The sequence below is a fragment of the Sphaerotilus sulfidivorans genome (assembly GCF_013426975.1).
Taxonomy (GTDB): domain Bacteria; phylum Pseudomonadota; class Gammaproteobacteria; order Burkholderiales; family Burkholderiaceae_C; genus Sphaerotilus; species Sphaerotilus sulfidivorans.
In genome coordinates this window covers 30,048-52,519 of the sequence record NZ_JACCPY010000025.1, presented here as the reverse complement: position 1 = coordinate 52,519, position 22,472 = coordinate 30,048, and the positions used below count along the sequence as shown (strand labels likewise).

General features: G+C 71.0%; 22 protein-coding genes. 6 read left to right on the top strand and 16 right to left on the bottom strand.

All coding sequences use genetic code 11. The annotated features are described in order from the left end of the window. Positions 1-2 precede the first annotated feature (2 nt). Positions 3-956, top strand: a complete 954-nt coding sequence (locus HZU84_RS14370) for a hydroxymethylglutaryl-CoA lyase (protein ID WP_276528771.1) — start codon at positions 3-5, stop codon at positions 954-956. A 7-nt stretch (positions 957-963) separates the two neighbouring features. Here the strand turns inward: HZU84_RS14370 and HZU84_RS21000 are convergent, their stop codons facing one another. From HZU84_RS21000 to uraH, 9 genes are all read right to left on the bottom strand, one after another. Further along, positions 964-1,608 (bottom strand): septal ring lytic transglycosylase RlpA family protein, encoded by a 645-nt coding sequence (locus tag HZU84_RS21000; RefSeq protein WP_276528770.1) that lies wholly within the window; start codon positions 1,606-1,608, stop codon positions 964-966. A gap of 426 nt (positions 1,609-2,034) precedes the next feature. After that, entirely contained in the window at positions 2,035-2,610 is a 576-nt protein-coding gene (locus tag HZU84_RS14360) for a DUF1415 domain-containing protein (protein ID WP_149503750.1), read from the bottom strand. Further along, positions 2,607-3,284: a riboflavin synthase subunit alpha gene (locus HZU84_RS14355; protein ID WP_149503749.1), complete on the bottom strand. Its 678-nt coding sequence runs from the start codon at positions 3,282-3,284 to the stop codon at positions 2,607-2,609. Before HZU84_RS14355 ends, HZU84_RS14360 begins: the two co-directional genes overlap by 4 nt. Before the next feature lie 98 nt (positions 3,285-3,382). After that, positions 3,383-4,474 carry a carbonic anhydrase gene (locus HZU84_RS14350; RefSeq protein ID WP_149503748.1) on the bottom strand — a complete coding sequence of 364 codons (1,092 nt, stop codon included), beginning with the start codon at positions 4,472-4,474 and terminating at the stop codon, positions 3,383-3,385. A gap of 111 nt (positions 4,475-4,585) precedes the next feature. Next, positions 4,586-5,239: a hypothetical protein gene (locus HZU84_RS14345; RefSeq protein WP_149503747.1), complete on the bottom strand. Its 654-nt coding sequence runs from the start codon at positions 5,237-5,239 to the stop codon at positions 4,586-4,588. 163 nt (positions 5,240-5,402) lie between these two features. Then, entirely contained in the window at positions 5,403-6,680 is a 1,278-nt protein-coding gene (locus HZU84_RS14340; RefSeq protein ID WP_149503746.1) for a glycerate kinase type-2 family protein, read from the bottom strand. A gap of 106 nt (positions 6,681-6,786) precedes the next feature. Next, a complete protein-coding gene (locus HZU84_RS14335) occupies positions 6,787-7,611 on the bottom strand; it encodes a J domain-containing protein (protein ID WP_149503745.1) in 825 nt (274 codons plus the stop codon). Between the two features lie 6 nt (positions 7,612-7,617). Then, positions 7,618-8,835: a urate hydroxylase PuuD gene (locus tag HZU84_RS14330; RefSeq protein ID WP_149503744.1), complete on the bottom strand. Its 1,218-nt coding sequence runs from the start codon at positions 8,833-8,835 to the stop codon at positions 7,618-7,620. Between the two features lie 3 nt (positions 8,836-8,838). Next, positions 8,839-9,195 carry a hydroxyisourate hydrolase gene (gene uraH / locus HZU84_RS14325; protein WP_149503743.1) on the bottom strand — a complete coding sequence of 119 codons (357 nt, stop codon included), beginning with the start codon at positions 9,193-9,195 and terminating at the stop codon, positions 8,839-8,841. A 114-nt stretch (positions 9,196-9,309) separates the two neighbouring features. Between uraH and puuE the strand changes: the two genes are divergently transcribed. The 3 genes from puuE to HZU84_RS14310 are packed head-to-tail and all read left to right on the top strand — an operon-like array spanning position 9,310 to position 13,309. Then, entirely contained in the window at positions 9,310-10,266 is a 957-nt protein-coding gene (puuE, locus tag HZU84_RS14320) for an allantoinase PuuE (protein ID WP_149503742.1), read from the top strand. A gap of 5 nt (positions 10,267-10,271) precedes the next feature. Further along, a complete protein-coding gene (gene uraD, locus HZU84_RS14315) occupies positions 10,272-12,053 on the top strand; it encodes a 2-oxo-4-hydroxy-4-carboxy-5-ureidoimidazoline decarboxylase (RefSeq protein WP_149503741.1) in 1,782 nt (593 codons plus the stop codon). Beyond that, on the top strand, positions 12,050-13,309 hold the full coding sequence (locus tag HZU84_RS14310; RefSeq protein ID WP_149503740.1) for a M20 family metallopeptidase: 1,260 nt from the start codon (positions 12,050-12,052) through the stop codon (positions 13,307-13,309). Before uraD ends, HZU84_RS14310 begins: the two co-directional genes overlap by 4 nt. 15 nt (positions 13,310-13,324) lie before the next feature. On the opposite strand, the gene HZU84_RS14305 is transcribed toward HZU84_RS14310, so the two are convergent. The 7 genes from HZU84_RS14305 to HZU84_RS14275 are packed head-to-tail and all read right to left on the bottom strand — an operon-like array spanning position 13,325 to position 19,734. After that, positions 13,325-14,155 (bottom strand): LytR/AlgR family response regulator transcription factor, encoded by an 831-nt coding sequence (locus HZU84_RS14305; RefSeq protein WP_244954274.1) that lies wholly within the window; start codon positions 14,153-14,155, stop codon positions 13,325-13,327. Next, on the bottom strand, positions 14,152-15,303 hold the full coding sequence (locus HZU84_RS14300; protein WP_149503739.1) for a sensor histidine kinase: 1,152 nt from the start codon (positions 15,301-15,303) through the stop codon (positions 14,152-14,154). The genes HZU84_RS14305 and HZU84_RS14300 overlap by 4 nt, the downstream gene beginning before the upstream one ends. Continuing rightward, positions 15,303-16,388, bottom strand: coding sequence for a hypothetical protein (locus HZU84_RS14295; RefSeq protein WP_149503738.1), 1,086 nt, complete (start codon positions 16,386-16,388; stop codon positions 15,303-15,305). The genes HZU84_RS14300 and HZU84_RS14295 overlap by 1 nt, the downstream gene beginning before the upstream one ends. A 5-nt stretch (positions 16,389-16,393) precedes the next feature. After that, positions 16,394-17,185: an outer membrane lipoprotein-sorting protein gene (locus tag HZU84_RS14290; RefSeq protein WP_149503737.1), complete on the bottom strand. Its 792-nt coding sequence runs from the start codon at positions 17,183-17,185 to the stop codon at positions 16,394-16,396. Positions 17,186-17,195: 10 nt separating this feature from the next. After that, entirely contained in the window at positions 17,196-18,428 is a 1,233-nt protein-coding gene (locus HZU84_RS14285) for an ABC transporter permease (protein WP_149503736.1), read from the bottom strand. Beyond that, a complete protein-coding gene (locus HZU84_RS14280) occupies positions 18,425-19,135 on the bottom strand; it encodes an ABC transporter ATP-binding protein (protein WP_219340954.1) in 711 nt (236 codons plus the stop codon). The genes HZU84_RS14285 and HZU84_RS14280 overlap by 4 nt, the downstream gene beginning before the upstream one ends. Further along, a complete protein-coding gene (locus HZU84_RS14275; RefSeq protein WP_149503735.1) occupies positions 19,132-19,734 on the bottom strand; it encodes a hypothetical protein in 603 nt (200 codons plus the stop codon). The genes HZU84_RS14280 and HZU84_RS14275 overlap by 4 nt, the downstream gene beginning before the upstream one ends. Before the next feature lie 232 nt (positions 19,735-19,966). Between HZU84_RS14275 and HZU84_RS14270 the strand changes: the two genes are divergently transcribed. Together HZU84_RS14270 and HZU84_RS14265 are read left to right on the top strand one after the other, a co-directional pair. Beyond that, the gene (locus HZU84_RS14270) at positions 19,967-20,686 is read left to right on the top strand and encodes a YebC/PmpR family DNA-binding transcriptional regulator (RefSeq protein WP_149503734.1); all 720 of its coding nucleotides are present in this window, start codon (positions 19,967-19,969) and stop codon (positions 20,684-20,686) included. A 130-nt stretch (positions 20,687-20,816) separates the two neighbouring features. Then, the gene (locus HZU84_RS14265; protein ID WP_180692969.1) at positions 20,817-22,460 is read left to right on the top strand and encodes a phosphoethanolamine transferase; all 1,644 of its coding nucleotides are present in this window, start codon (positions 20,817-20,819) and stop codon (positions 22,458-22,460) included. Positions 22,461-22,472 lie beyond the last annotated feature (12 nt).

The window sequence follows — 22,472 nt, the reverse complement described above, 5'->3', positions numbered from 1 at the left end:
CCATGAGCATGTCTTCCCGCCCTCCTGCGCCCCCTGCATCTCCCGCGGCCCCGACGGTGCGCCTGGTCGAGGTCGGCCCGCGCGACGGCCTGCAGAACGAGCGCCAGGCCATTGCGACCGCGACCAAGCTCGCGCTGATCCGCCGCCTTGCCGCCGCCGGCCTGAAGGACATCGAGGCCACCGCCTTCGTCTCGCCGAAATGGGTGCCGCAGATGGCCGACCATGCCGAGGTGATGGCCGGGCTGCCCTCGGCGGCCGAGTTTCCCGGCGTGAACTACCCCGTGCTGACGCCCAACCTCAAGGGCTTCGAGGCGGCGCTGGCGGCCGGCGCCCGCGAGGTCGCGGTCTTCGCCGCGGCTTCCGAGGCCTTCTCGCAGAAGAACATCAACTGCACGGTGGCCGAGTCGATCGCGCGCTTCGAGCCCATCCTGGCGGCGGCGCAGACCGCCGGCGTGCGGGTGCGCGGCTACATCTCCTGCGTGCTCGGCTGCCCCTACCAGGGCGAGGTCGCGCCCGAGGCGGTGGCCACGATCGCGCGCGAGCTGCTGCAGATGGGCTGCTTCGAGGTCTCGCTGGGCGACACCATCGGCATCGGCACGCCGGCGGGCGTGCAGCGCCTGATCGGCACGGTGGGCGAACAGGTGCCGGCGGCGCGTCTGGCCGGCCATTTCCACGACACCTGGGGCATGGGCGTGGCCAACGTGGCCGAGGCCTGGCGCCAGGGCGTGCGGGTGTTCGACAGCTCGGTGGCCGGCCTGGGCGGCTGTCCCTACGCGAAGGGCGCCACCGGCAATGTGGCGACCGAGGACCTGGTCTGGCTGCTGCACGGCCTGGGCGAGTCCACTGGCGTTGATCTGGAGGCGCTGGCCGCCTGCGGCGAATGGATCTGCGCCGAGCTGGGCCGGCCGAACGGCTCGCGCGCCGGACGGGCGTTGCGGGCGCGCTGCGCTTCTTGATCCGGCCTCAGTTGCTGCCGCGCTTGGGGCTGCCGTCCTTGTCGGCCGTGCCTGGCGGCACGATGTGCAGCGCCACGTCGACGATGCCGCGCTGGATCATCTTGAGCTTTTCGGCCGCGGCCCGCGACAGGTCGGCGACGCGGCCGCCAGCGTAAGGACCGCGGTCGTTGACCCGCACCACCACGCTGGTGTTGTTGGCCAGATTGGTCACCTTCACCAGCGTGCCCAGCGGCAGCGTGCGGTGCGCCATCGTCAGCTCGCCGTTGTCGAAGGTCTCGCCGCTGGCGGTCTTGCGGCCGTGGAACTTGTCGGCGTAGTAGGAGGCCGCACCGGTCTGGTGAGGCTGGCCGGTGACCCGGGCGGTGGTGGTGGCTGCGGCGCTGCGGATGCGCTGCACCGGCTCGGCGATGGCCGTGGTGACGGCGCTGACTGCACTGACCGCGGCGCTGACCGGCGCGGAGGCCGCCTCGGCCACGGCGGCGACCGCTGCGGTGGTGGTGCTGGTCAGCGTGGAGACCGACAGCAGCGCAGGACGATCCCCTTCATCGCTCGCGGCCGGTTCCGGGGCCGCCATCGTCAGGCCTGCACCGCTCATCAGCAGCGTGCAGAGCGTCGTGTGAAGAGCGACAGAGCGGACAGTCCGTGCATTCATCTGGGGGGTCTCCTTGCCTGAGTTGCGTGGGCTTCCGATCGGGTGATCGAAAAGTGGGCGCAGTCTAGCGAGCACGCCAGCTGCTGTGAATCGGGTGCCCCCGATGGGGTCGTGTCCTGATTTTTCAGATGTGGCCGGTGCTGGACCGACCTTCAGGCTCACGCGACGAGCCTGCGAATAGCCCGATTCTTCGACTGCCGACAAGCCCGAGCATAGCGAGGATTGCCGTCAGTTCTGTCGACAATTCACATCATCGCCTTGAATCTCGGATGTGAAGCCCGATGAAAGGCGGGGCTTTTCCGCCAGATCACAACAGGAAAACAGGCTGCAGCAGCTTGATTCATGTCACAAATGAAAGAACAGGGCACGTCAGCACCATGATGCTTTCACGGGTGCGGGCCCCGATTCGCGTGGAACGTAATGGTATCAGGCGGTGAACAGCTTCTTCCAGCCGGCGTGGCCGAGCCGCTGCAGCGTCTCGATGTTGCGCTCGTAGATGTCGGCTGCGTCGGGGAAGGCCTCGACCGCCGCGTCGATGCTGGCCTCGCGGATCAGGTGCAGCGTCGGCCAGGGCGAACGGTTGCTGAAGTTCTCGATGTCGTCGGCGTGCGTCTCGTCGAATTGGTAGTCGGGGTGGAAGCTGGCGACCTGCAGGATGCCGTCGAGCTGCAGCGCCTCCACCGCCGCATCGGCGACTTCGAGAAAGTCGTTGAAGTCCATGAAGTCGGTCAGGGCCTGCGGATGGATCAGCAGCGTCGTCTCGATCTTCTCGGGCGAGGTCTCGGCCAGCAGCTCCAGCTCGCTCACCAGCTCCTGCAGCAGGCCCTCGGCGTCGGTGGCGTGGCTGACCTGGTAGCGGATCTGCTGCTTGACATGCACCGCCTTGGCGAAGGGACACAGGTTCAGGCCGATGACGGCCTTCTCCAGCCACTCGACGGTGTCGGCGACGGCCTGCGCGTCGGACGGGACGGTCTTCGGGGTGTTGTCCATCGGGGTGTTCATGCGTCGATCTCCACGCCGCGCTCGCGCAGCAGTGCCTTCAGCGCCGGCAGCATGCTGCCCAGCCGCTCGTCGACCGCCGCGCGCACGGTGTCGACCATCACCTGGGTCTGGCGCTCGATCTCGATGTTGAGCGCGTCGCCGGGCCGCTTGTCGCCGAAGGTGGTCTGGCGCAGCGTCTCCGGGATCAGCCAGACCTCGAAGCAGCCGGCCGCGCGGTCGACCTCGGCGATGGTCAGGCTGGCGCCGTTGATGGCGATGTAGCCCTTCGGGAAGATGTAGCGCATCCACTGCGGCGGCACCTGGATGCGCAGCACATGGTTGTTCTCGGGGTGGCGAACCTCGACCAGCGTGGCCTGGAAGTCGATGTGGCCGGAGAGCGGGTGGCCGCCGATCTCGACGCCGTCGCGTGCGGCGCGTTCGACATTGAGGCGGCTGCCGACCTGCAGCGTGCCCAGCGTCGTGAGCGCCAGGCTCTGCTGCATCACGTCGAAGTCGGCGCGGTCGCCGTCATGGTGCCGGACGACGGTCAGGCAGGTGCCGTCGCAGGCGACGCTGGCGCCGATCTCCTGGCCGGCGAGAAAGCCGGGCGGGAACTGCAGCGTGAAGCTGCGCAGACCGGGGCGGTCGGAGAGGGCCGCCACGGTGGCGACGGCCTGGACGATGCCGGTGAACATGATGGAATGCGGTCTCTGGAAACGAACGACGGTGCCGAGCCTATCAGCCTCGGCACCGTCGCGGGTCCGACCGGGTCAAGCCAGAGCGGCGGGACCGCTCAGTTCGATTCCTTGATCATGCGGCCGCTGGCCTGCTGGATCGGGCGCGCGTTCATCGGATAGAGCTTGGCGAACACCGCCAGCTGTTCGGCCGACAGCTGCGCCGGCTGCTTGAGCACCAGCCACAGCACGCCCTCGCTGCACGGCGGCGTGGTCAGCGAGCCCATGTAGGTGTAGTAGCGGCGGTCCTCCGGCAGCATCAGGTTCATGTCGATCGGCACCGGCGACATCGTCTCTTCCTTCTTCTCCAGCGGCAGGCTGTTCCAGACCAGCTGGACCATCGGATGCTGCTTGCCCTGGTCCATCAGCACCGCCACCACCGCCAGGCGGCCTTCCGGATCCTTGTGCACCAGGTGGGCGACCATCTCGAACTGGCGGCCGTTGATGCGCTCCTCCGACGGCCGATGGAAGTGGAACTGCACCAGCTCGTAGCGCCTGCCACCGACCTCGATGGTGTTGCCGCTGCCGAGATTGGCCTGCACCGTGTGGCCGTTGTCGATCACGTTGAAGCCGGTGGGCCGGTAGTCGAAGCGGATCGGTTCGAGATCGACCTTGACGCCGCCGCGGATGTCGATCGGGCTCTGGCGCTTGCCGCTGCCGCACAGCGAGAACTCGGACTGCAGCTTGCCCCACTCGGCCGGGCCGCCGTCGCCGCCGTAGGACCAGTGCGGTGCGGCATGGCCGGCTCCGTGGCCTGCGGCGGCATGGGCGGCCACCGCCGTGGCACCGAGTGCGGCGGCCGGCGCGGCGACCTTGCGCACATGCGCCGGCTTGCGCGCAGCCGGCTTGGGCTCGGTCTGGGCGGCACGGACTGCGGCGATGCGGGCCTCCAGCCGCTGGCGCAGCTCCTCGTCGCTGACACGCGCCGGCGCGGCTGCGGCGGCCGCCGGGGCTTCCTTGGCGGGTGCAGCCTCAGGCTTGGCTGCTTCCTTCTGGGCCGCTGCCTGCGCAGCCGCCTTGGCTGCTGCCTTGGCGGGCGAGACATGCGCAGGCGCGGAGGCGGCCTCGCCCGCCTGAGCGGTGCCACTGATCAGCAAGGCGCCCAGCAGCACAGGCAGCAGGCGTGGCAGCACGGGATTCGATCGGGTCATGGTGTGTTCTCCGGCCCAAGGGCGGTCAATCGACATGACTGCCGATTTCGGCGCTTTCAGGGCGGGACTTGACTCGATCTGGTATGGCTTGCCGAGCCGGTGGCGCTTACATCACTGCCGAGTCAGGATGGAGCCGCAGATCTGCACATTCCCGAGGTCATAGCCACCGATCGAGATCTGGTTCCCCGCCTGCACCGCGCTGACGATGTCGCTGTTGTGCAGGCATCCCCAGTTCCAACCCCAATAGGCGTAGAGCACCTTGCCCCAGGCGTACTGAGCGTACCCGGTGATGTTGCCGATATTGGCTTTGGTCAGATCGACCTGAAACGGGTGACCCGCAAGCAGTCCGGTGCTGAGACTGAGACTCAAGGGGTCTGATGCTTCCTTGTTGTTGCAGCTGATGGTGACTTGCTGGCGGCCGCCCGTCAGCATCGATGTCGAGACTTGGCAGGTCTTGCCGTCGCTGGCCTTGTAGGTGCCGGCGACGAAGTTGATGCCCTGCGTGGTCGGCGAGACCGCCGTGGTGAACTTCGAGAAGCTCGGCACGCCGGCAGTGCTGACGCCCAGCACGAAGGACATGTCGTAGTACTTGACCGCGCCGGTGCTGCTGACCACCGGCACGCGGTAGGCGGTGACGACATTGCCGCCGGCGAGCACCTGCGACTTTTCGAGCTGGGCTGCGGGCGTGGTCTGGGCTGCGGCGCCCAGGGTGGTGGTGGCCAGTGCCAGCGCAAGGGCCTGGCGTGCGAAGGGTGGACGGTTCATCTGACTCTCCCGAAAAAGACATGCCGGCCGCGTGACAGCCTGCGACTTTGGCGAGGCGCGAGGCCCTGCCGGGAGAGTAGATTCATTTTCAGATCGGGATGTGGCGAGCGGGTAACGACATGACCAAAGTCATGTTCGATGCGCCAACCGGGGGCAGCGCCGCTCAGATCACCAGAACCGCCCGGAAATCGTTCACGTTCGTGCGGGTCGGGCCGGTGACGAGCGACTGGCCGAGTGCCTGGAAGAAGCCGTGGCCGTCGTTGTCGTCGAGGTGCGCGCGGGGCTTCAGGCCGGCGGCCGCGGCGCGTGCGATCGTGCCCGGCGTCCACAGCGCGCCGGCGATCTCCTCGCGGCCGTCGACGCCGTCGGTGTCGGCCATCAGCGCGTGAATGCGCGGGTGCTCGCCCAGCGCCACGCCGAAGCCGAGCAGGCATTCCACATTGCGACCGCCGCGGCCCGGGCCGCGCACCGTCACCGTGGTCTCGCCGCCCGACAGCAGCACGCACGGCGCCGCGAAGGGCTGGCCGCGCCCGGCGACCTGCTGCGCCAGCCCGGCCAGCACCCGGCCGACCTCGCGCGCCTCGCCCTCGATCGCGTCGCCGAGGATGTGGGCCGGCAGGCCGGCGGCCTCGGCCACGCGGGCTGCGGCCTCCAGCGCCATCTGTGGCGCGGCGATCATGCGCACCTCGTTGGCCGCCAGGCGCGGGTCGCCCGGCTTGACCGATTCGCCCGCGCCTGATTCAAGCAACTGCCGCGCCGCCTCGGGCAGCGCGATGCGGTGGCGGGCGACGATCTCGAGCGCGTCGGCGCAGGTGCTCGGGTCGGCCACCGTCGGGCCGGAGGCGATGTCGACGGGGGCGTCGCCGGGCACGTCCGACAGCAGCAGCGTGAGCATGCGCGCCGGATGGAAGGCCGCGGCCAGCCGTCCGCCCTTGATCGCCGACAGGTGCCGGCGCACGGTGTTCATCTCCGAGATGGTCGCGCCCGAGGCCAGCAGCGCGCGGTTGATCGCCTGCTTGTCCTCCAGCGTGAGCGCGCCCGCCGGCAGCGGCAGCAGCGCCGAGCCGCCGCCCGAGATCAGGCACAGCACCAGATCGTCGGCGGTGATGGCGAGCGTCTCGGGCAGCGCGAGCAGCCGCTGCGCCGCGGCCAGGCCGGCAGCGTCGGGCACCGGATGCGCGGCCTCGACGATCTCGATGCGCTCGCAGGGCGCGCCGTAGCCGTAGCGGGTGACGACCAGCCCGGCCAGCGGCCCCGGCCAGTGGTTTTCCACCGCCTGCGCCATCGCTGCCGAGGCCTTGCCGGCACCGATGACGATCAGCCGGCCGCGCACGCGGGCCGGATCGGGCAGGTGCGGCGGCACGCACAGCGCGGGCTGCGCGCTGGCCACGGCGGCATCGAAGAGCTGGCGCAGCAGCGCGGCGGGGTCGGCGAAGGTCATGGCGTCTCGGGGCATTCGGTGGCGGGGACGAGGCTGGCATTGGACATCGTCTCCAGCGCACGCGCTCGACATGGGCTTGGCACCCCATGTTGTCCATGGGGCGCCTTCAACCGAATTCGGCGGCCAGACGACGCACGACGAGCTGGCGCAGCTCTTCGTCGTTCTCGAACTTCAGATCGTGCATGCCGAGCAGCAGCGTGCCGCCGGCGCGCAGCAGCGGTCGCTGAACGACGCCGTCGCACAGGCTCACCAGGTCGTGGAGGGCCTGCCGGTCGGGCGCGCCGTCGCCCTGGTGCGCGATGCGGGCGTACAGGGCGCGCTTGCGCAGGCTGTCGACGGTGCGGGGAAAGCGCTGCGAGACCTTCTCGCGCACGCTGTCGGCGTCGACGCTGCGCCCGAGCACCGAGACGATCTGGCTGACGAAGCGCACCGCCTCGACCTCCCGCGCCAGCAGCAGCTGCTCCGCATAGGCGAGCACGGCTTCGTCGGTGCCGAAGTGGCGGCCGAGAAACTCGATGCGCAGACGATCGGCGATCGCTGCCGCGTCGGCGTACTGCTGGCGCTGGAGCAGGTGCCGCTGGAACTCGTCGGCCAGGTGCGCCGACAGCCGTTCCAGCCGGGCATGGTGCCGGCCGATCTCCGGGAAGAAGTTCGAGGCGATCTTCCAGCGTTCGGCGATCGTGTCGGCGCCGTCGTCCGTGTCCGCCGCGGGCGGGGGCGTCGCGTCGGCCAGCGTGGCGTCATAGGCGAGCCGGCGGGCCGGATCCGAGAGCACATCGTGGGCGATGTTGATGCGCTGGATCCGCTCGATCGCGTCCGGGGCCGGGTTGCGGTCTGGGTGGTAGAGCGACACCAGCGCCCGATAGGCCGCCTTGACGACGGCGGCTTCGGCGTGGCGCGCCAGACCCAGGACCTGGTAGTGGTCAGGCATGGCGGTTCAGGGCGCCGTGGGCGCGCCCGCCTCGAACCAGCGCCCCAGCAGCGCGCGCTCGGCCTCGGTGATCTGCGTGGCGTTGTTCATCGGCATCAGCTTGAGCACCGAGGCCTGCTGGAAGACCGCCTGCGCGTGCTGCTGGATCAGCTCCGGCGTGTGCAGCGCGACGTTCTTGCTCTGCACCTGCGCGTTGTGGCACATCGTGCAGCGCTGGTCGATGACCGCCTTGACCTCGGCGAAGGTGACCGGCTTGGCGGCAGCGGCCTGCGCGGCAGCGCTCGGCGGCGGCGGGGCCAGCCAGATCGCCAGACCCAGCAGCACCAGCGTGCCGGCGACCGCGTGTTCCCAGGGCGTGCGCTTGCCCAGCACATGGGCCTTGTGGCGCGCGACGAAGCTGTGGCGGATCAGCGCGCCGGCCAGCATCAGCAGCACCAGCACCAGCCAGTTGTTCGGACCCTGGTAGAGCCAGCCGTAGTGGTTGGAGATCATCGCGATCAGCACCGGCAGCGTGAAATAGGTGTTGTGCACGCTGCGCTGCTTGCCCCGCTTGCCGTGGACCGGGTCGGGTGTCTGGCCGGCGCGCAGCGAGGCCACCACCTTGCGCTGGCCGGGAATGATCCAGAAGAAGACGTTGGCGCTCATCGCGGTGGCCAGCATCGCGCCGACCAGCAGGAAGGCCGCCCGCCCCGCGAAGAGCTGGCAGGCCAGCCAGGACGCGAACACCACGAAGACGAAGACGCAGAGGCCGACGACGATGTCGCCGTTCTTGCGCTGGCCGAGCGTGCGGCAGATGCCGTCGTAGATCAGCCAGAACGCCGCCAGGAAACCCAGCGCCGCGCCGATGGCCGCGCCCGGGCTCCAGTCGAACACCGTCTTGTCGACCAGGAAGGTGCCGGCGTTGTAGAGATAGAGCGTGGTGAACAGCCCGAAGCCGGTCAGCCAGGTGGAATAGCTCTCCCAGTAGGACCAGTGCAGCTTGTCGGGCAGCGGCAGCCAGCGCGGCGCCACCATGTACTTGTTCGAGTGGTAGAAGCCGCCGCCGTGCACCGCCCACATCTCGCCGTCGACGCCCTTCTTCTTCAGGTCGTCATGGGTGGGCGGCGAGAGGCTGTTGTCCAGCATCACGAAGTAGAACGACGCGCCGATCCAGGCGACGGCGGTGATGACATGGGCCCAGCGCAGCAGCAGGTTGAGCCAGTCGAAGAGATAGGCGATGTCCATCGCTCAGGAGCCTCGGTAGGTCGAGTAGGCCCAAGGGCTGACCAGCAGCGGCACATGGTAATGGCCCTCGGGCTCGGCGATGCCGAACTCGATCGGCACCTCGTCGAGAAAGGCCGGCTCGGGCAGCACGACGCCGCGGGCACGGAAATAGCTGGCGACCGAGAAGGTCAGCCGGTAGCGGCCCGTCGGCAGGGGGCCGGGGCCCAGCAGCGGGCCGTCCGGGTTGCGGCCGTCGTCGTTGAGCACGATCGATTGCACCAGTTCGGTGCCCTGGTCGCCGATGCGTTCCAGGCGTACCGCCATGCCGGCCGCCGGGCTGCCGTGCATCGTGTCGAGCACATGGGTGCTGAGGCGTCCCATGGAGGTCCTTTCGTCGTCGAGGGGGAGGGGGCTGCGCAGGAATTGCAGGATGAGGGAAAGTGTATACACTTCGAGATACACGTCAATCTTCTCTCCTTGCCGCGAGCCGATGCCATGACCGATCCGCAGCCTGTCCGCTATCCCCGCGACCTGAGAGGCCACGGCCGCAATCCGCCCCAGGCGCTGTGGCCGGGGCAGGCGCGGGTGGCGGTGCAGTTCGTGCTGAACTTCGAGGAGGGCGGCGAGAACTCGGTGCTGCACGGCGATGCCGGCAGCGAGCAGTTTCTGTCCGAGATGTTCAACCCGGCCAGCTACCCGGCCCGCCATCTGTCGATGGAGGGCATCTACGAATACGGCAGCCGCGTCGGCGTCTGGCGCATCCTGCGCGAGTTCGAGCGCCGCGGCCTGCCGCTGACCATCTTCGGCGTGTCGACGGCGCTGCAGCGCTCGCCCGAGGTGACGGCCGCCTTCCGCGAGCTGGGCCACGAGATCGCCTGCCACGGCCTGAAGTGGATCCACTACCAGAATGTCGACGAGGCCACCGAGCGCGCCCACCTGGCCGAGGCGATGGCGATCATCGAGCGGCTGACCGGCGAGCGCGCAGCCGGCTGGTACACCGGCCGCGACAGCCCCAACACGCGCCGCCTCGTCGCCGACCACGGCGGTTTCGCCTACGACAGCGACTACTACGGCGACGACCTGCCGTTCTGGCTGCAGGTGAGGAAGACCGACGGCGCGCTGGCGCCGCACCTCGTCGTCCCGTACACGCTCGACTGCAACGACATGCGCTTCGCGCTGCCGCAGGGCTACAGCCACGGCGACGAGTTCTTCCAGTACCTGCGCGATGCCTTCGACGTGCATTACGCCGAAGGGGACGAGCGGCCCTCGATGATGAGCATCGGCATGCACTGCCGCCTGCTCGGACGCCCGGGCCGGATGCGGGCGCTGCAGCGTTTCCTCGACCATGTGCAGGCGCATGACCGCGTCTGGGTCTGCCGCCGCATCGACATCGCCCGCCACTGGCAGCAGGTGCATCCCTTCAACGCCGACACCGCCTTCGTCTGGGAATGAGCACCATGCCGTTGACGATCGAACAGCTCAACGCCGCCACGCCCGCCGAGTTCGTGGCGCTGCTGGACGGCACCTACGAGCACTCGCCGTGGATCGCCGAACGCGCCGCCGCGCTGCGGCCGTTCACGAGCCTGGCCGGGCTGAAACACGCTCTCGTCACCGTCGTGCGAGACGCGGGGCTGGAGCCGCAGCTCGCGCTGATCCGCGCCCACCCGGAGCTGGCCGGCAAGGCGATGGTGTCGAAGACGCTCACCGCTGAATCGACGAACGAGCAGGGCAAGGCCGGCCTGACCGACTGCACGCCCGAGGAATTCGCCCGGCTGCAGCAGCTCAACGCCGACTACAACGCGAAGTTCGGCTTCCCCTTCATCCTGGCCGTGCGCGGGCCGCGCGGCCTCGGGCTGGGGCGGCACGAGATCATCGCCACCTTCGCCCGCCGCCTGGGCAACCCGGTGGACTTCGAGCGCGAGGAGTGCCTGCGCAACATCCACCGCATCGCCGAGATCCGGCTGAACGACAAGTTCGGCGTGTCCCCCGATCTGGGCAACCGCGTCTGGGACTGGGCCGAGCGGCTCGCGCAGCACAGCGACCCCGGCTACGCCGAGCGCGGCGAGCTGACCGTCACCTACCTGACCGACGCCCACCGTGCCTGCGCCCAGCGCCTGAGCCACTGGATGAAGGCCGACTGCGGCTTCGACGAGGTCGAGATCGACGCGGTCGGCAATGTCGTCGGTGTCTACCACGGCAGCGACCGCGCCGCGCCGCGGCTGCTCACCGGCAGCCATTACGACACCGTGCGCAATGGCGGCAAGTACGACGGGCGCCTGGGCATCCTCGTGCCGATGGCGGTGGTGGCCGAACTGCACCGCGCCGGGCGCCGGCTGCCCTTCGGCATCGAGGTCGTCGGCTTCGCGGAGGAGGAGGGCCAGCGCTACAAGGCGACCTTCCTCGGCTCGGGCGCGCTGGTCGGGCAGTTCGATCCGGCCTGGCTCGACCAGGTGGACGCCGACGGCGTGACGATGCGCGCCGCGATGCAGCACGCCGGGCTGTGCATCGACGACATCCCTGCGCTGGCGCGCGACCCGGCGAAGTACCTCGGCTTCGTCGAGGTCCACATCGAACAGGGGCCGGTGCTCGCGGAGCTGGACCTGCCGCTGGGCGTGGTCACCTCGATCAACGGCAGCGTGCGCTTCGTCGGCGAAATCAGCGGCATGGCCAGCCATGCGGGCACGACGCCGATGGGCCGCCGCCGCGATGCCGCGCTGGCGGTGGCCGAGCTGGCGCTGTTCGTCGAGCGGCGCGCGGCTTCGGTGCCGCATGTGGTCGGCACGGTCGGCATCCTGGAGGTGCCGAACGGCTCGATCAACGTCGTGCCCGGCCGCTGCCGCTTCAGCCTGGACATCCGCGCCACGACCGACGCGGCGCGCGACGCCTGCCTGCACGACGTGCGCACCGAGCTGGCCGCGATCTGCCAGCGGCGCGGCGTGTCGGTGACGCTGGACGAAACGATGCGCGCCTCGGCCGCGCCGAGCGATCCGGCGTGGCAGACGCGCTGGGAGCGGGCCGTCGCCGCGACCGGCCTGCCGGTGCACCGCCTGCCCAGCGGCGCCGGCCATGACGCGATGAAGCTGCATGAGGTGATGCCGCAGGCCATGCTCTTCGTGCGCGGCCTGAACGCCGGCATCAGCCACAACCCGCTCGAATCCACCACCAACGACGACACCGAACTGGCCGTGCGCGCCTTCGCCGACCTGCTCGAACAACTGAACCGGGAGCACTCCGCATGACCACGACCCCCAGCCACTCCGACCGTTTCGCCCAGCTCGATGCCTGGATCGACGCCCATTTCGACGACGAGGTGCGCTTCCTGCAGGCGCTGGTGCAGGTGCCCACCGACACCCCGCCCGGCAACAACGCCCCGCACGCTGAGCGCACCGCCGAGCTGCTCGCCGGCTTCGGCTTCGACGCCGAGAAGCACGCCGTGCCGCAGCAGGAAGTCCGTGACTACGGCCTGGAGTCGATCACCAACCTGATCGTGCGCCGCGCCTATGACGCGGGCGGCCCGGTCATCGCGCTCAACGCCCACGGCGACGTGGTGCCGCCCGGCGAGGGCTGGACGCACGACCCCTACGGCGGCGAGATCGTCGACGGCCGGCTCTACGGCCGCGCCGCTGCGGTCAGCAAGAGCGACTTCGCCACCTTCACCTTCGCCACCCGCGCGGTGGAGGCGCTACGGTCCGCCGGCGTTCCTCTGAAGGGCGGCATCGAGCTGCATTTCACCTACGACGAGGAGTTCGGCGGCGAGCTGGGCCCCGGCTGGCTGCTCGGACAAGGCCTGACGAAGCCCGACTACCTGATCGCCGCCGGCTTCGGCCACGAGGTCATCACCGCGCACAACGGCTGCCTGCAGCTGGAGGTGACGGTGCACGGCGTGATGGCGCATGCCGCGATTCCCGACAGCGGCGTCGACGCGCTGCAGGGTGCGGTGGCGATCATGAACGCGCTCTACGCCGAGAACACGCGCTACCGCGCCGAGATCCGCTCGCAGGTGCCTGGCATCAGCCATCCCTACATCAACGTCGGCTGGATCCAGGGCGGCACCAACACCAACGTCATTCCGGGCAAGGTGGTGATGAAGATCGACCGCCGGATGATTCCCGAGGAGGATCCGGTGCAGGTCGAGGCCGGGATCCGCCGCCTCATCACCGAGGCCGCTGCCAGCCGGCCGGGCGTGAGCGTCGACATCCGCCGCCTGCTGCTGGCCGAGTCGCTCAAGCCGCTGCCGGGCAACCGGCCGCTGGTCGAGGCGATCTGCCGCCACGGCGCCGAGGTCTTCGGCGAGGCGATTCCGGTGTCGGGCACGCCGCTCTACACCGATGTGCGGCTGTACTGCGCGCAGGGCATTCCGGCGGTGATCTACGGCGCCGGCCCCCGCACCGTGCGCGAGTCCAACGCCAAGCGCGCCGACGAGCATCTGGTGCTCGATGACCTGCGCCGCGCCACGAAGGTGGTGGCGCGCACGCTGCTGGAGATGCTGGGCTGATTCGGCGCCTTGGGGTCAAAGCCCCCGGAAGCGCCCCGCGAACACCCGGCTGACCGCCAGCCGCTCGGGCCGGTCGCGCAGCTCCAGCGTGGTGCGGCCCTGCTCGTCGCGCACCGCGCGGGCGATGCAGCGTGCCTGCACCACCGTGCCGCGGTGGATCTGCCAGAAGCGCTGCTCGTCGAGCTGGCCGAGCAGTTCCCGCAGCGACAGCCGGATCAGGTGCTCGCGCCGTGCGGTGACCACCCGCAGGTACTTGTCGGCGGCCTCGAAGTAGATGACGTCGTCGACCGGCACCATCTCGGTGACCGCGCCCTGCTGCGCGGCGATCACCTCCAGCCGCTCGGACGGGCGCCGCGCGGCCGGCTCGGCGGCCTGCATCAGCTGCTGCAGCCGGCCCACCAGGTCCTCGAATGGCGGCGCGGCGTCCGGGCGCGGCTCCTGCTGGGCCTGCAGCTGCGTCTGCAGTCGCTCCAGGCAGCGGGCCAGCCGCGCCGGCTGCACCGGCTTGAGCAGATAGTCGGCCGCCTGCAGCTCGAAGGCCTGCACCGCGTGCTGGTCGTAGGCGGTCACGAAGACCAGCAGCGGGAAGCCGGCCGCGTCGGCCTCCGGCCAGTCCTCGGCCAGCGCGCGGGCGACCTCCAGCCCGTCCAGGCCGGGCATGCGGATGTCGAGAAACACGATCTGCGGCCGCAGCGCCAGCGTGCGCTCGAGCGCCTGCACGCCGTTGGCGGCCAGGCCGACGATGCGCAGCGCCGGCCACGCCTGCTGCAGCGCGTGGCGCAGGTGCGCGGCCAGCAGCGGCTCGTCCTCGGCGATCAGCGCGCTGGCGTCCAGGTCGGGGTTCATCGGGCCGGTTCTCCTGGGTTCGAACTTGAAAGGGCGGCGGGCATCGGCAGCTCGACGCAGGCCTGCGTGCCCTCAGGTCCCGACTGCAGCGTGAACTGCGCCTGATCGCCGTGCAGCGTGCGCAGCCGCTCGCGCACCTGGTCGAGGCCGAAGCCGGTGCCCGGCGGCATGGCCTGCGTCCCCGCACCCGGTGCGCCGTCCAGGCCGACGCCGGTGTCGTGCACCGTCAGGCGCAGCCGTCCGTCGAACTGCGCAGCGCGCACCGTCAGCCGGCCGCCGTCGACGCAGGGCTCCAGGCCGTGGCGGATCGCGTTCTCGACCAGCGGCTGCAGCAGCAGCGCCGGCACCGGCAGCGCGGCCAGTTCGGGCGGCAGCTCGAAGCGGCTCTCCAGCCGCTCGCCCATGCGCACCTGCATCAGCGCCAGATAGTCGCGCAGCCGGTCGAACTCGTCGGCCAGCGCATGCTCGGCCACCCGCGAGCCCTGCAGCGTGGCGCGCAGGAAATCGATCAGGTGATCGAGCATCACGCCCGCGCGCGGCGGGTCCAGATCGACCAGCACCCGCAGATTGGCCAGGGTGTTGAAGAGCATGTGCGGCTCGAGCTGGCTTTCCAGCAGCTTCAGGCGGGTCTCGGCGGCCAGGCGGCGCACCGCCTCGGCCTCGGCCTCGGCCAGCAGCCGGCGGCTCTGCAGCGACTGGAAGGCGGTCAGCACCAGGCCGACGGTCAGCGTGACCATCAGCATCGGCGCGATGCTGATGCCGGCCGCCTCGTGCAGAGGGTCGAGCTGTCCGGGCGCGTGGCCGTTCAGCCAGGCGCCGAGGCGACCGCCGCCCAGATAGCCGACCAGCGAGCCGAAGACGATCAGCGTGCCCATCCAGCCCCAGCCCGGCCAGCCCTGCGCGGCCGGCATGTCGCCGGGGTTGCGCGCCAGGCGCCAGCGTGCCACCAGCAGCCGGCCGACATCGATCAGCGCCCAGCAGCTCAGGCCGATCGAGAGCGAATACACCAGCCCGGGGCCGAGCGGGTGACCGAGCATCGTCATCAGGAACAGGGCGATCAGCACGCAGGCGCCGATCGTCCACAGCACGCGGCGGGCCATGCCATGGTGCAGCGGCTGGGGCGAGGGCAGGGCTTGTGGGCTTGTCATCAGAACGCCAGTGTCGCCGCGATCGCGCCGCTCTGGCGCAGCGGGCCCTGACGCATCGCCGCAGCCTGGGGGCCGCCGAGGCGGCGCCACGCGGCATCCACCCGCCAGCGGTCGCCGCTCCAGCGCAGGCCGGCGCCGAGGCTGCGTCCGCCGTCGCGCTGCTGCCAGAGCAGATCGAGCGAGGGCTCCCAGGCGCCGCTCTTCAGGCTGGCGCGCAGGTAGAGGTTGCGCTGCGCGGGGCGGCTCGTGGCCGTGCCGTCATGCCAGGCCTCGGCCAGCAGCGTCAGGTCCGGACCGCCGGTCCAGCTCAGACCGGCCAGCGTCTGGTGGCGCGCCTGGTGCGGCTGCCAGCGTGTCGAGGCATGCAGCGCCACCGCGTCGCTGGCGACCCAGGCCAGCGCGGCGCCGAGGCCGGCGTGGCGGTCCTGGCGCCAGTCGGCGTGCAGATAGGCATCCAACGCGCCCAGGCGGCGGAAATGGCGCAGCGCCAGCGCGCGCTCGGCCGCCTCGCGCTGCGGCTCGACCGCGACCAGGCTGGTGGCGCTGTCGGCATCGACCTGCTCGGCCTGCAGCACCGCGCGGCCCTGCGGCGTGGTCGGCAGCAGCGGGCGGCGTTCCTCGCGCTGCACCACGTCGTTCGGCCGGAAGGCCTGGCCGACGTCCCAGGCGACGATGCGCCGGCCGGCGGCGAGCTGCCAGTCGGCGAGGTCGAGGTGGGCGTAGAGCTCGTTGACGCGGCCCGGTGTGGCGATCTGCGCGTCGCCGTCGGTGCGCTGCAGCGCGCTCTGGGCGTCCAGATGCAGGCCCAGGCCGGTCTGCGCGTCGAGCGCACGGCGGGCGTCGGCGCGCAGCTGGACCTGCGCGCTGCTGCGGTGGCGCGGCGCGGCGATGCGCCCGGGCCAGCGCGCCCGCGCCTCGGCCCAGGCGCCGGTGGTGGCCGGCTGCTGGAACTCGCGCGCCAGCTGCAGCTCGCCCGAGAGCGCGAAGCGGGTCGAGGTGGAGGACGGCGCCGCCTCGTCGGCGCGGGCCACCGGGGGCGCCGCCATGGCCATGGCCATCGCCAGCAGGGGCGCGATCGGTGTCATCGGGCTCACTCCAGCGTCGGGTTGCGCACCAGCGCCATCGGGTTCAGCCAGGACTCCGGCACGCGGCGCACCTGGCGCGACAGGTACTCGATGCGGGTGCGCCGGCCGTTGCCGAGCTGGTCGCTCAGCTCCATCACGTCGATGCGGGTCGGCCGCTCGGGCCGGTCGGCGATGAAGCGCGCCTGCTTGGCCAGCTTGTCCGACTGCACGTACAGGTCGGCGCGCACCGGCTCGTGGTGCGTGCGGCCGATCCACAGCTCGATGCGCGCGTAGCTGACGCCCTTGCGCTGCGCCGCCAGGCTCAGGTGCCAGCAGGCGGCCGCTGCCGGTGCCGGTTCCGAGGGCGCTGCGCCCTCGGCGCAGGGCTCGGCGCCGACCAGCGTCGCGGCGTAGTCCTGCGACCAGCGCAGCGTGGCGATGTCGCCGGTCGAGGCGTCGCCCAGCAGCTTCTGCATCGGCGTGATGCGCATCGGCCGCTGCGTGCCCGGCATCAGGAGCCAGAAGTCGTCGCCCAGCATCAGCACCTTCTGGCCCTGCTCGGCCGGCGAGCGCATGACGACCAGCGAGCGCCGGCCGCTCTGCGCATAGACGGTGTAGAGCCGCTCCTTGTCGGGCGACGTGGTGGTGACGCGCGTCTCGACGACGAGGTTGTCGTCGGTCATGCGGAAGCGGTCGGCGTCGGCGAGCAGGCGGGCGACGTCGGGGCTGGGGTCCGCGGCCCCGGTGGGCGCGGAGAGGGCGGCAGCGGCGCAGAGGGCGGCCAGCCGCAGCGGCCGCAGCGAGAAGAGCTTGTTCATGATCTGTTCCTCAGACATGTCCCAGCGCGGCGACCACCGGCAGACGCACCGTGCGTCGCGCCACCAGCGCGGAGGCCAGCACCACCAGCACCGTCACCAGCCCGAGCGTGGCCAGCATCAGCCCGGCGTCCAGCGTGATCAGCAGGGGATTGCCGATCGAGCGCCCGGGCGGCGGCGGCATCATCACCGGGAAGAGCTGCAGCGCCACCGACACCGCCACCGTGATCGCCGCGCCGATCGCGCCGCCGGCGGCGCCCAGAAGCAGCCCCTCCATCGCCAGCGTCTGCAGCAGCTGACCCGGCCGCGTGCCCAGCGCGCGCAGCGTGCCGATCTCCCGGGTGCGCTCGATCACCGACATCGCCATCGCGTTGGCGACCACGACGACGACGATCACGCCGATGATCAGCCCGAGCGCGCCGAAGATGCGGTTGTAGAGTTCGCGCACGCTGCGGTAGAAGGGCGCCTGTTCCTCCCAGGTGCGCAGCGTCAGGTCGGGCAGGCTCGCGCCGAGCCGCGCGCGCGCCGGCAGCGTCGCCTCCATGCGGTCCAGGAAAATCCCCAGGCTCGACACCCGGTCGGTCACCAGCAGGCGCTGCGCGGTGGCGACGTCGGTGTAGACCAGGCGCTGGTCGATCTCGGGCACGCCGGTGGAGACGATGCCGACCACCGTGACGTCGAGCGCGTTCATCGCGCCTTCGGTCGTGCCGGCCAGCAGCGTCAGCGACGCGCCCGGCAGCGCCTTCAGGTTGCGCGCCAGCCCGGCGCCGAGCATCACCGCGCCGCGCTCGGTGCCGGCCAGCTCGCGCCCGGCCTCCACCGTCAGGAAGGGGCCCTTGACCGCGAACTCGGCGTCCGGCTCGATGCCGACGCCCATCATGATCACCGACTTGTCGCCGTTGCTGATCAGCCCGCCGAACTCGACGCGCGGCAGCACCTGGCGCACCGCCGGGTCGGCCAGCAGCCGCTGGCGCAGCGCCTGCGCATCCGTCAGGCCGTGCTGCAGCGGCGTGTCCTCGAAGCCGTCGAACTGCGCCGTGCGTGCCAGCACCAGGTGGCCGGTGGTGCGTGCCGAGGCCTCGGCCAGGCCCTGGTAGGTCGAGAGCGCAAAGCCGCCGGCCAGCAGAATCGCCGCGGTGCCGAGCGCGGCGATCGCCACCGTGACCAGCGAGCGGCGCCGGTTGCGCCGCGTGTTGAGCCAGGCGAAGCGCGCCCAGGCGAGCAGGGGAGTCGACAGGGCCGTCATGCGGGCATCTCCGTGTCCGTGGTGGCGATCACGCCGTCGCGCAGCGCGATGACGCGGTCGCAGCGGCGCGTCAGCCGCTCGTCGTGCGTGGCGATCAGGAAGGCGGCGCCGTCGCGGTGGCCGAGCTCGCGCATCAGGTCGAGCATCTGGGTGGCCGTGGCCGAGTCGAGGCTGGCGGTCGGCTCGTCGGCGATGACCAGACCCGGGCGCTTGATCAGCGCGCGGGCGATGGCCACCCGCTGGCGCTGGCCGCCGGAGAGCGCGTCGGGGCGGTGGCCGGCGTGCTCGCGCAGGCCCACCGCGTCGAGCGCCGCGGCGACGCGCGCGCGCCGCTCGGCCGCCGGCACCCCGGCCAGGAACAGCGGGTAGTCGACGTTGTCGGCCACCGTCATCACCGGCACCAGGTTGAAGCCCTGGAAGATGAAGCCGATGGCGTCGCGGCGCAGTGCGGTCGCGGCGGCCTCGTCGCCGGCGTCGACCGTCTGGCCGCGCAGCCGCACCGTGCCGGCGTCGGCGCGGTCGATCAGGCCGGCGATGTTCAGGATCGTGCTCTTGCCGCTGCCCGACGGGCCGGTCAGCGCCACCAGCTCACCCGGCCGCACCGCCAGGTCGACGCCGCGCAGCGCCGGCACCGTGTGCGCGCCGAGCCGGTAGGTCTTGTGCACGCCCTGCAGCTCGATCACCGGCGGGGTCTTCAGGGCGTTCATGCGGCCTCCTTCGCGGCCAGGCGCTGCACCGCCTCGCGGAAGGCCGCCGGCGTCGCCGCCAGCGCCGGGTCGCGCTGAACCTGCTCGAGCAGGCGCCGGCCGCGCTCGCCGCGGTGGAACATCGCCGGCAGCGCCAGGAAGGTGGCGGCGGCGGTGAGCCGCGTCTCCAGCGCCACCGGCACGCCGTGATGCCGTTCCGCGTCGTGTGCTGGCGTCAGCCGTGCCAGCGCCTTGTCGATCAGCGCCAGACCGTCCTCGGCATGGCCGATCTTCTTCCACGGCAGCCAGGTGGTGCGCGCCTGCATCGCGGTGGCCGCACCGGCATAGGCCATCAGCCGGGGATCGCCGGGGCGGGCCTGCAGCAGTGCGGTGAACTGCGCCAGCGCTGGTGCGATGGCTGCGCGGTCGCCGTCGCTGGCGCGGCGGAAGGTGGCGTCGGCCTGGTCGAAGTCTGTCGCCGGCAGGGCTGCGGTGGCGACGATCTGGGGGCCGGCCGGCGCCCCGTCGGTCGACATGGCCGAAACGGCCGGTGCGGTCATGGCGACGAGCACGCTGAGCTTGATGGCGGCAAGGAGCAGGAACAGAGGGCGGCGCGACATGGAGGGCCTCTCCCGGAAGGCGTTGACGATGGCGTCATGGTTCGCTGTCCGGCGCCGCCGCGCAGCCGCGATGCGACGAACGGTGATCCACGGGCGCGAACGGTCGTCCGGGCGGTGTCAGTGGGTTCGTGGTCGGCACCTGGCGGTCAGCAGCGCCGGCCGGTCTGCCGCCGAAAAGTAGAATGGCGCCCCACCGAACTCAGCTGAACAACAGTTACAGGAGCATCCATCCATGGCCGGTCATTCCAAGTGGGCGAACATCCAGCACCGCAAGGGTCGTCAGGACGAAAAGCGCGGCAAGGTCTGGACCCGCATCACCCGCGAGATCATCGTCGCGGCCCGCGAGGGCGGCGGCGACATCGCGATGAATCCGCGCCTGCGCCTGGCCATCGAGAAGGCCAAGGCCGCCAACATGCCGGCCGACAACATCAAGCGCAATGTCGACAAGGCCACCGGCAACCTCGATGGCGTGACCTACGAGGAAATCCGCTACGAGGGCTACGGCATCGGCGGCGCGGCCATCATCGTCGACACGATGACCGACAACCGGGTGCGCACGGTGGCCGAGGTGCGCCACGCCTTCAGCAAGTACGGCGGCAACCTGGGCACCGAAGGCTCGGTGGCCTTCCAGTTCAAGCACTGCGGCCAGATCGTCTTCGCGCCCGGCACCAGCGAGGACAAGGTGATGGAGGTGGCGCTGGAGGCCGGTGCCGACGATGTGGTCGTCGGCGACGACGGCTCGATCGAGGTGCTGACCGCGCCGACCGACTTCGAGGCGGTGCGCGACGCGCTGACGGCCGCCGGCCTGCAGGCCGAGATCGCCGAGGTGACGATGCGCGCCGACAACCCGGTCGAGCTGGCCGGCGACGATGCCGCGCGCATGCAGAAGCTGCTCGATGTCATCGAGGATCTGGACGACGTGCAGGACGTGTTCCACAACGCGGTGCTCTGAACCCCGGGCTTCAGGCCCGGAGCGCGGAACCAGACAGAACAAGACACGATACGACACGACAAGCTCGAGCCCGGGCCGCGCGCCTCTGCGGGTGCGGTCCAGGCGCGGTGCGAGGGGACAGGCGATGGCAATGGAAATGTCGGCGGCCGCCGCGATGGCGGTCGAGCGGCCGCGACGTGCGGCGCGTGCGGGCTGGCTGCTGCTGGGCTCGGTGCTGGTGCTGTTGCTGGGTCTGCCGGGCCAGCCGCTGCTGGGGGCGGCCAAGATGGCAGTGCTGTTCCTGCCCGGATGGTGGCTGCTGTCCTTGCGCATCATTCGGCCGGCGCTGCGCCGGCCCGCCTTCCTGCTGTGGACCGTGCCCTTCGTCGTCGATGCGGCGGTGCGCGGCTTCCTGCATTTCAGCTATGGTGCGGCGCCGGACAGCTCGCTGGTGCTGACCTCGCTGGCCAACACCCACGGCGACGAGGCGCTGCAATACCTGGAGCAGCATGTGGTGCCGGTGGCGCTGGCCAGTCTGCTGGTGCTGGCGGCGCTGACGGTGCTGGACCGCATCGCCCGCGAGGTCCTGGCCCGCGATCCCGGTCCGGACGATCGCGGCCTGTCCTGGGGGCTGAGCTGGCCGCAGGCGCTGCTGCCGGTGCTGCTGGCGCTGGGCGCCACCGCCAGCGGGCCGTGGCGCGACATGCATCCGCTGGCCTTCTGGCCGCAGTGGCCGGCGCAGCTGGCCGGCACCCGGGCGGCGCTGCGCGACGCCGCGCTCGAGCACCAGGGCTGGATCGACCGCGCGACCCGGTCCGGCGTGGCGGGGCCGGCGACCCAGCGCCATGTCGCGATGCTGGTGATCACCGAGAGCATCAACCGCGACAACCTCGGCCTGTACGGCTATGCGCGGGCCACCACGCCGGCGCTGGAGCGTCATCGCCATGAGCTGCTGGTGATGCGCCATGCCTGGTCGGTGGCGGCCTCGACCGTGCCGGCGCTCGACGCGATGCTGCGGCCGACCGCCGCCGACGGCAGCCGCCAGGACCTGCTGGCGCTGGCGCGTGCGGCCGGCTACCGCATCCACTGGATCAGCAACCATGATGATCTGGCGATCCGCACCCGCCATGGCGGTCTGGCCGACGAGCAGGTCTACATCAACCGGGTGCCGGGCCGCTCGGCGCGCACGCTCGACGGCGAGCTGCTGCCGCAGGTCGACCGCGCGCTGGCCGATCCGGCGCCGCTGAAGCTGATCGTGGTGCATCTGCTGGGCGCCCATCCGCATTACCGCTACCGCTACCCGGAAGGCCAGCCCGAGACCGGCTCCGCCGACGATGCGGTCTCCGCGGCGATGGTCGCGCAGGGCCGCTGGCCGTGGATCCGGCGTTTCCGCACCGAATACGACACCGCACTGCGCTATCACGACGGGGTGCTGGCGGCGCTGCTCAAGCAGCTCCAGGCCGTGCCGGGCGATGAGCCGACCCACAAGCTCTGGCTGGCGGTGTCCGACCATGGCCAGGATGTCGGCCATGACCGCAACCATGCCGGCCACAGCCCGATGACGCCGGCCGGCTACCGCATTCCCCTGCTGCTGTGGCAATCCGACCACGTTCCGACCCCCGATGCGCAGGCCCTTGAGCAGCGCCCGGTGCGGGCCGACTGGCTGGCCGATCTGCTGCTGCCCCGGCTGGGCATCACGCTGCCGGGCGCGGATTCCGCGCGCGATGCGCTCTCGGACGACTACCGCTGGCAGCCTCCGGTGCTGCCGATCGCTGTGGCAAACTACCTCGACTGATTTCGGATGTCT

Excerpts from the sequence above, each read along its gene's own strand:
- HZU84_RS14370 (WP_276528771.1), top strand. The coding sequence starts at position 3 with ATGAGCATGTCTTCCCGCCCTCCTGCGCCCCCTGCATCTCCCGCGGCC.
- HZU84_RS21000 (WP_276528770.1), bottom strand. The coding sequence starts at position 1,608 with ATGAATGCACGGACTGTCCGCTCTGTCGCTCTTCACACGACGCTCTGC.
- HZU84_RS14360 (WP_149503750.1), bottom strand. The coding sequence starts at position 2,610 with ATGAACACCCCGATGGACAACACCCCGAAGACCGTCCCGTCCGACGCG.
- HZU84_RS14355 (WP_149503749.1), bottom strand. The coding sequence starts at position 3,284 with ATGTTCACCGGCATCGTCCAGGCCGTCGCCACCGTGGCGGCCCTCTCC.
- HZU84_RS14350 (WP_149503748.1), bottom strand. The coding sequence starts at position 4,474 with ATGACCCGATCGAATCCCGTGCTGCCACGCCTGCTGCCTGTGCTGCTG.
- HZU84_RS14345 (WP_149503747.1), bottom strand. The coding sequence starts at position 5,239 with ATGAACCGTCCACCCTTCGCACGCCAGGCCCTTGCGCTGGCACTGGCC.
- HZU84_RS14340 (WP_149503746.1), bottom strand. The coding sequence starts at position 6,680 with ATGACCTTCGCCGACCCCGCCGCGCTGCTGCGCCAGCTCTTCGATGCC.
- HZU84_RS14335 (WP_149503745.1), bottom strand. The coding sequence starts at position 7,611 with ATGCCTGACCACTACCAGGTCCTGGGTCTGGCGCGCCACGCCGAAGCC.
- HZU84_RS14330 (WP_149503744.1), bottom strand. The coding sequence starts at position 8,835 with ATGGACATCGCCTATCTCTTCGACTGGCTCAACCTGCTGCTGCGCTGG.
- uraH (WP_149503743.1), bottom strand. The coding sequence starts at position 9,195 with ATGGGACGCCTCAGCACCCATGTGCTCGACACGATGCACGGCAGCCCG.
- puuE (WP_149503742.1), top strand. The coding sequence starts at position 9,310 with ATGACCGATCCGCAGCCTGTCCGCTATCCCCGCGACCTGAGAGGCCAC.
- uraD (WP_149503741.1), top strand. The coding sequence starts at position 10,272 with ATGCCGTTGACGATCGAACAGCTCAACGCCGCCACGCCCGCCGAGTTC.
- HZU84_RS14310 (WP_149503740.1), top strand. The coding sequence starts at position 12,050 with ATGACCACGACCCCCAGCCACTCCGACCGTTTCGCCCAGCTCGATGCC.
- HZU84_RS14305 (WP_244954274.1), bottom strand. The coding sequence starts at position 14,155 with ATGAACCCCGACCTGGACGCCAGCGCGCTGATCGCCGAGGACGAGCCG.
- HZU84_RS14300 (WP_149503739.1), bottom strand. The coding sequence starts at position 15,303 with ATGACAAGCCCACAAGCCCTGCCCTCGCCCCAGCCGCTGCACCATGGC.
- HZU84_RS14295 (WP_149503738.1), bottom strand. The coding sequence starts at position 16,388 with ATGACACCGATCGCGCCCCTGCTGGCGATGGCCATGGCCATGGCGGCG.
- HZU84_RS14290 (WP_149503737.1), bottom strand. The coding sequence starts at position 17,185 with ATGAACAAGCTCTTCTCGCTGCGGCCGCTGCGGCTGGCCGCCCTCTGC.
- HZU84_RS14285 (WP_149503736.1), bottom strand. The coding sequence starts at position 18,428 with ATGACGGCCCTGTCGACTCCCCTGCTCGCCTGGGCGCGCTTCGCCTGG.
- HZU84_RS14280 (WP_219340954.1), bottom strand. The coding sequence starts at position 19,135 with ATGAACGCCCTGAAGACCCCGCCGGTGATCGAGCTGCAGGGCGTGCAC.
- HZU84_RS14275 (WP_149503735.1), bottom strand. The coding sequence starts at position 19,734 with ATGTCGCGCCGCCCTCTGTTCCTGCTCCTTGCCGCCATCAAGCTCAGC.
- HZU84_RS14270 (WP_149503734.1), top strand. The coding sequence starts at position 19,967 with ATGGCCGGTCATTCCAAGTGGGCGAACATCCAGCACCGCAAGGGTCGT.
- HZU84_RS14265 (WP_180692969.1), top strand. The coding sequence starts at position 20,817 with ATGGAAATGTCGGCGGCCGCCGCGATGGCGGTCGAGCGGCCGCGACGT.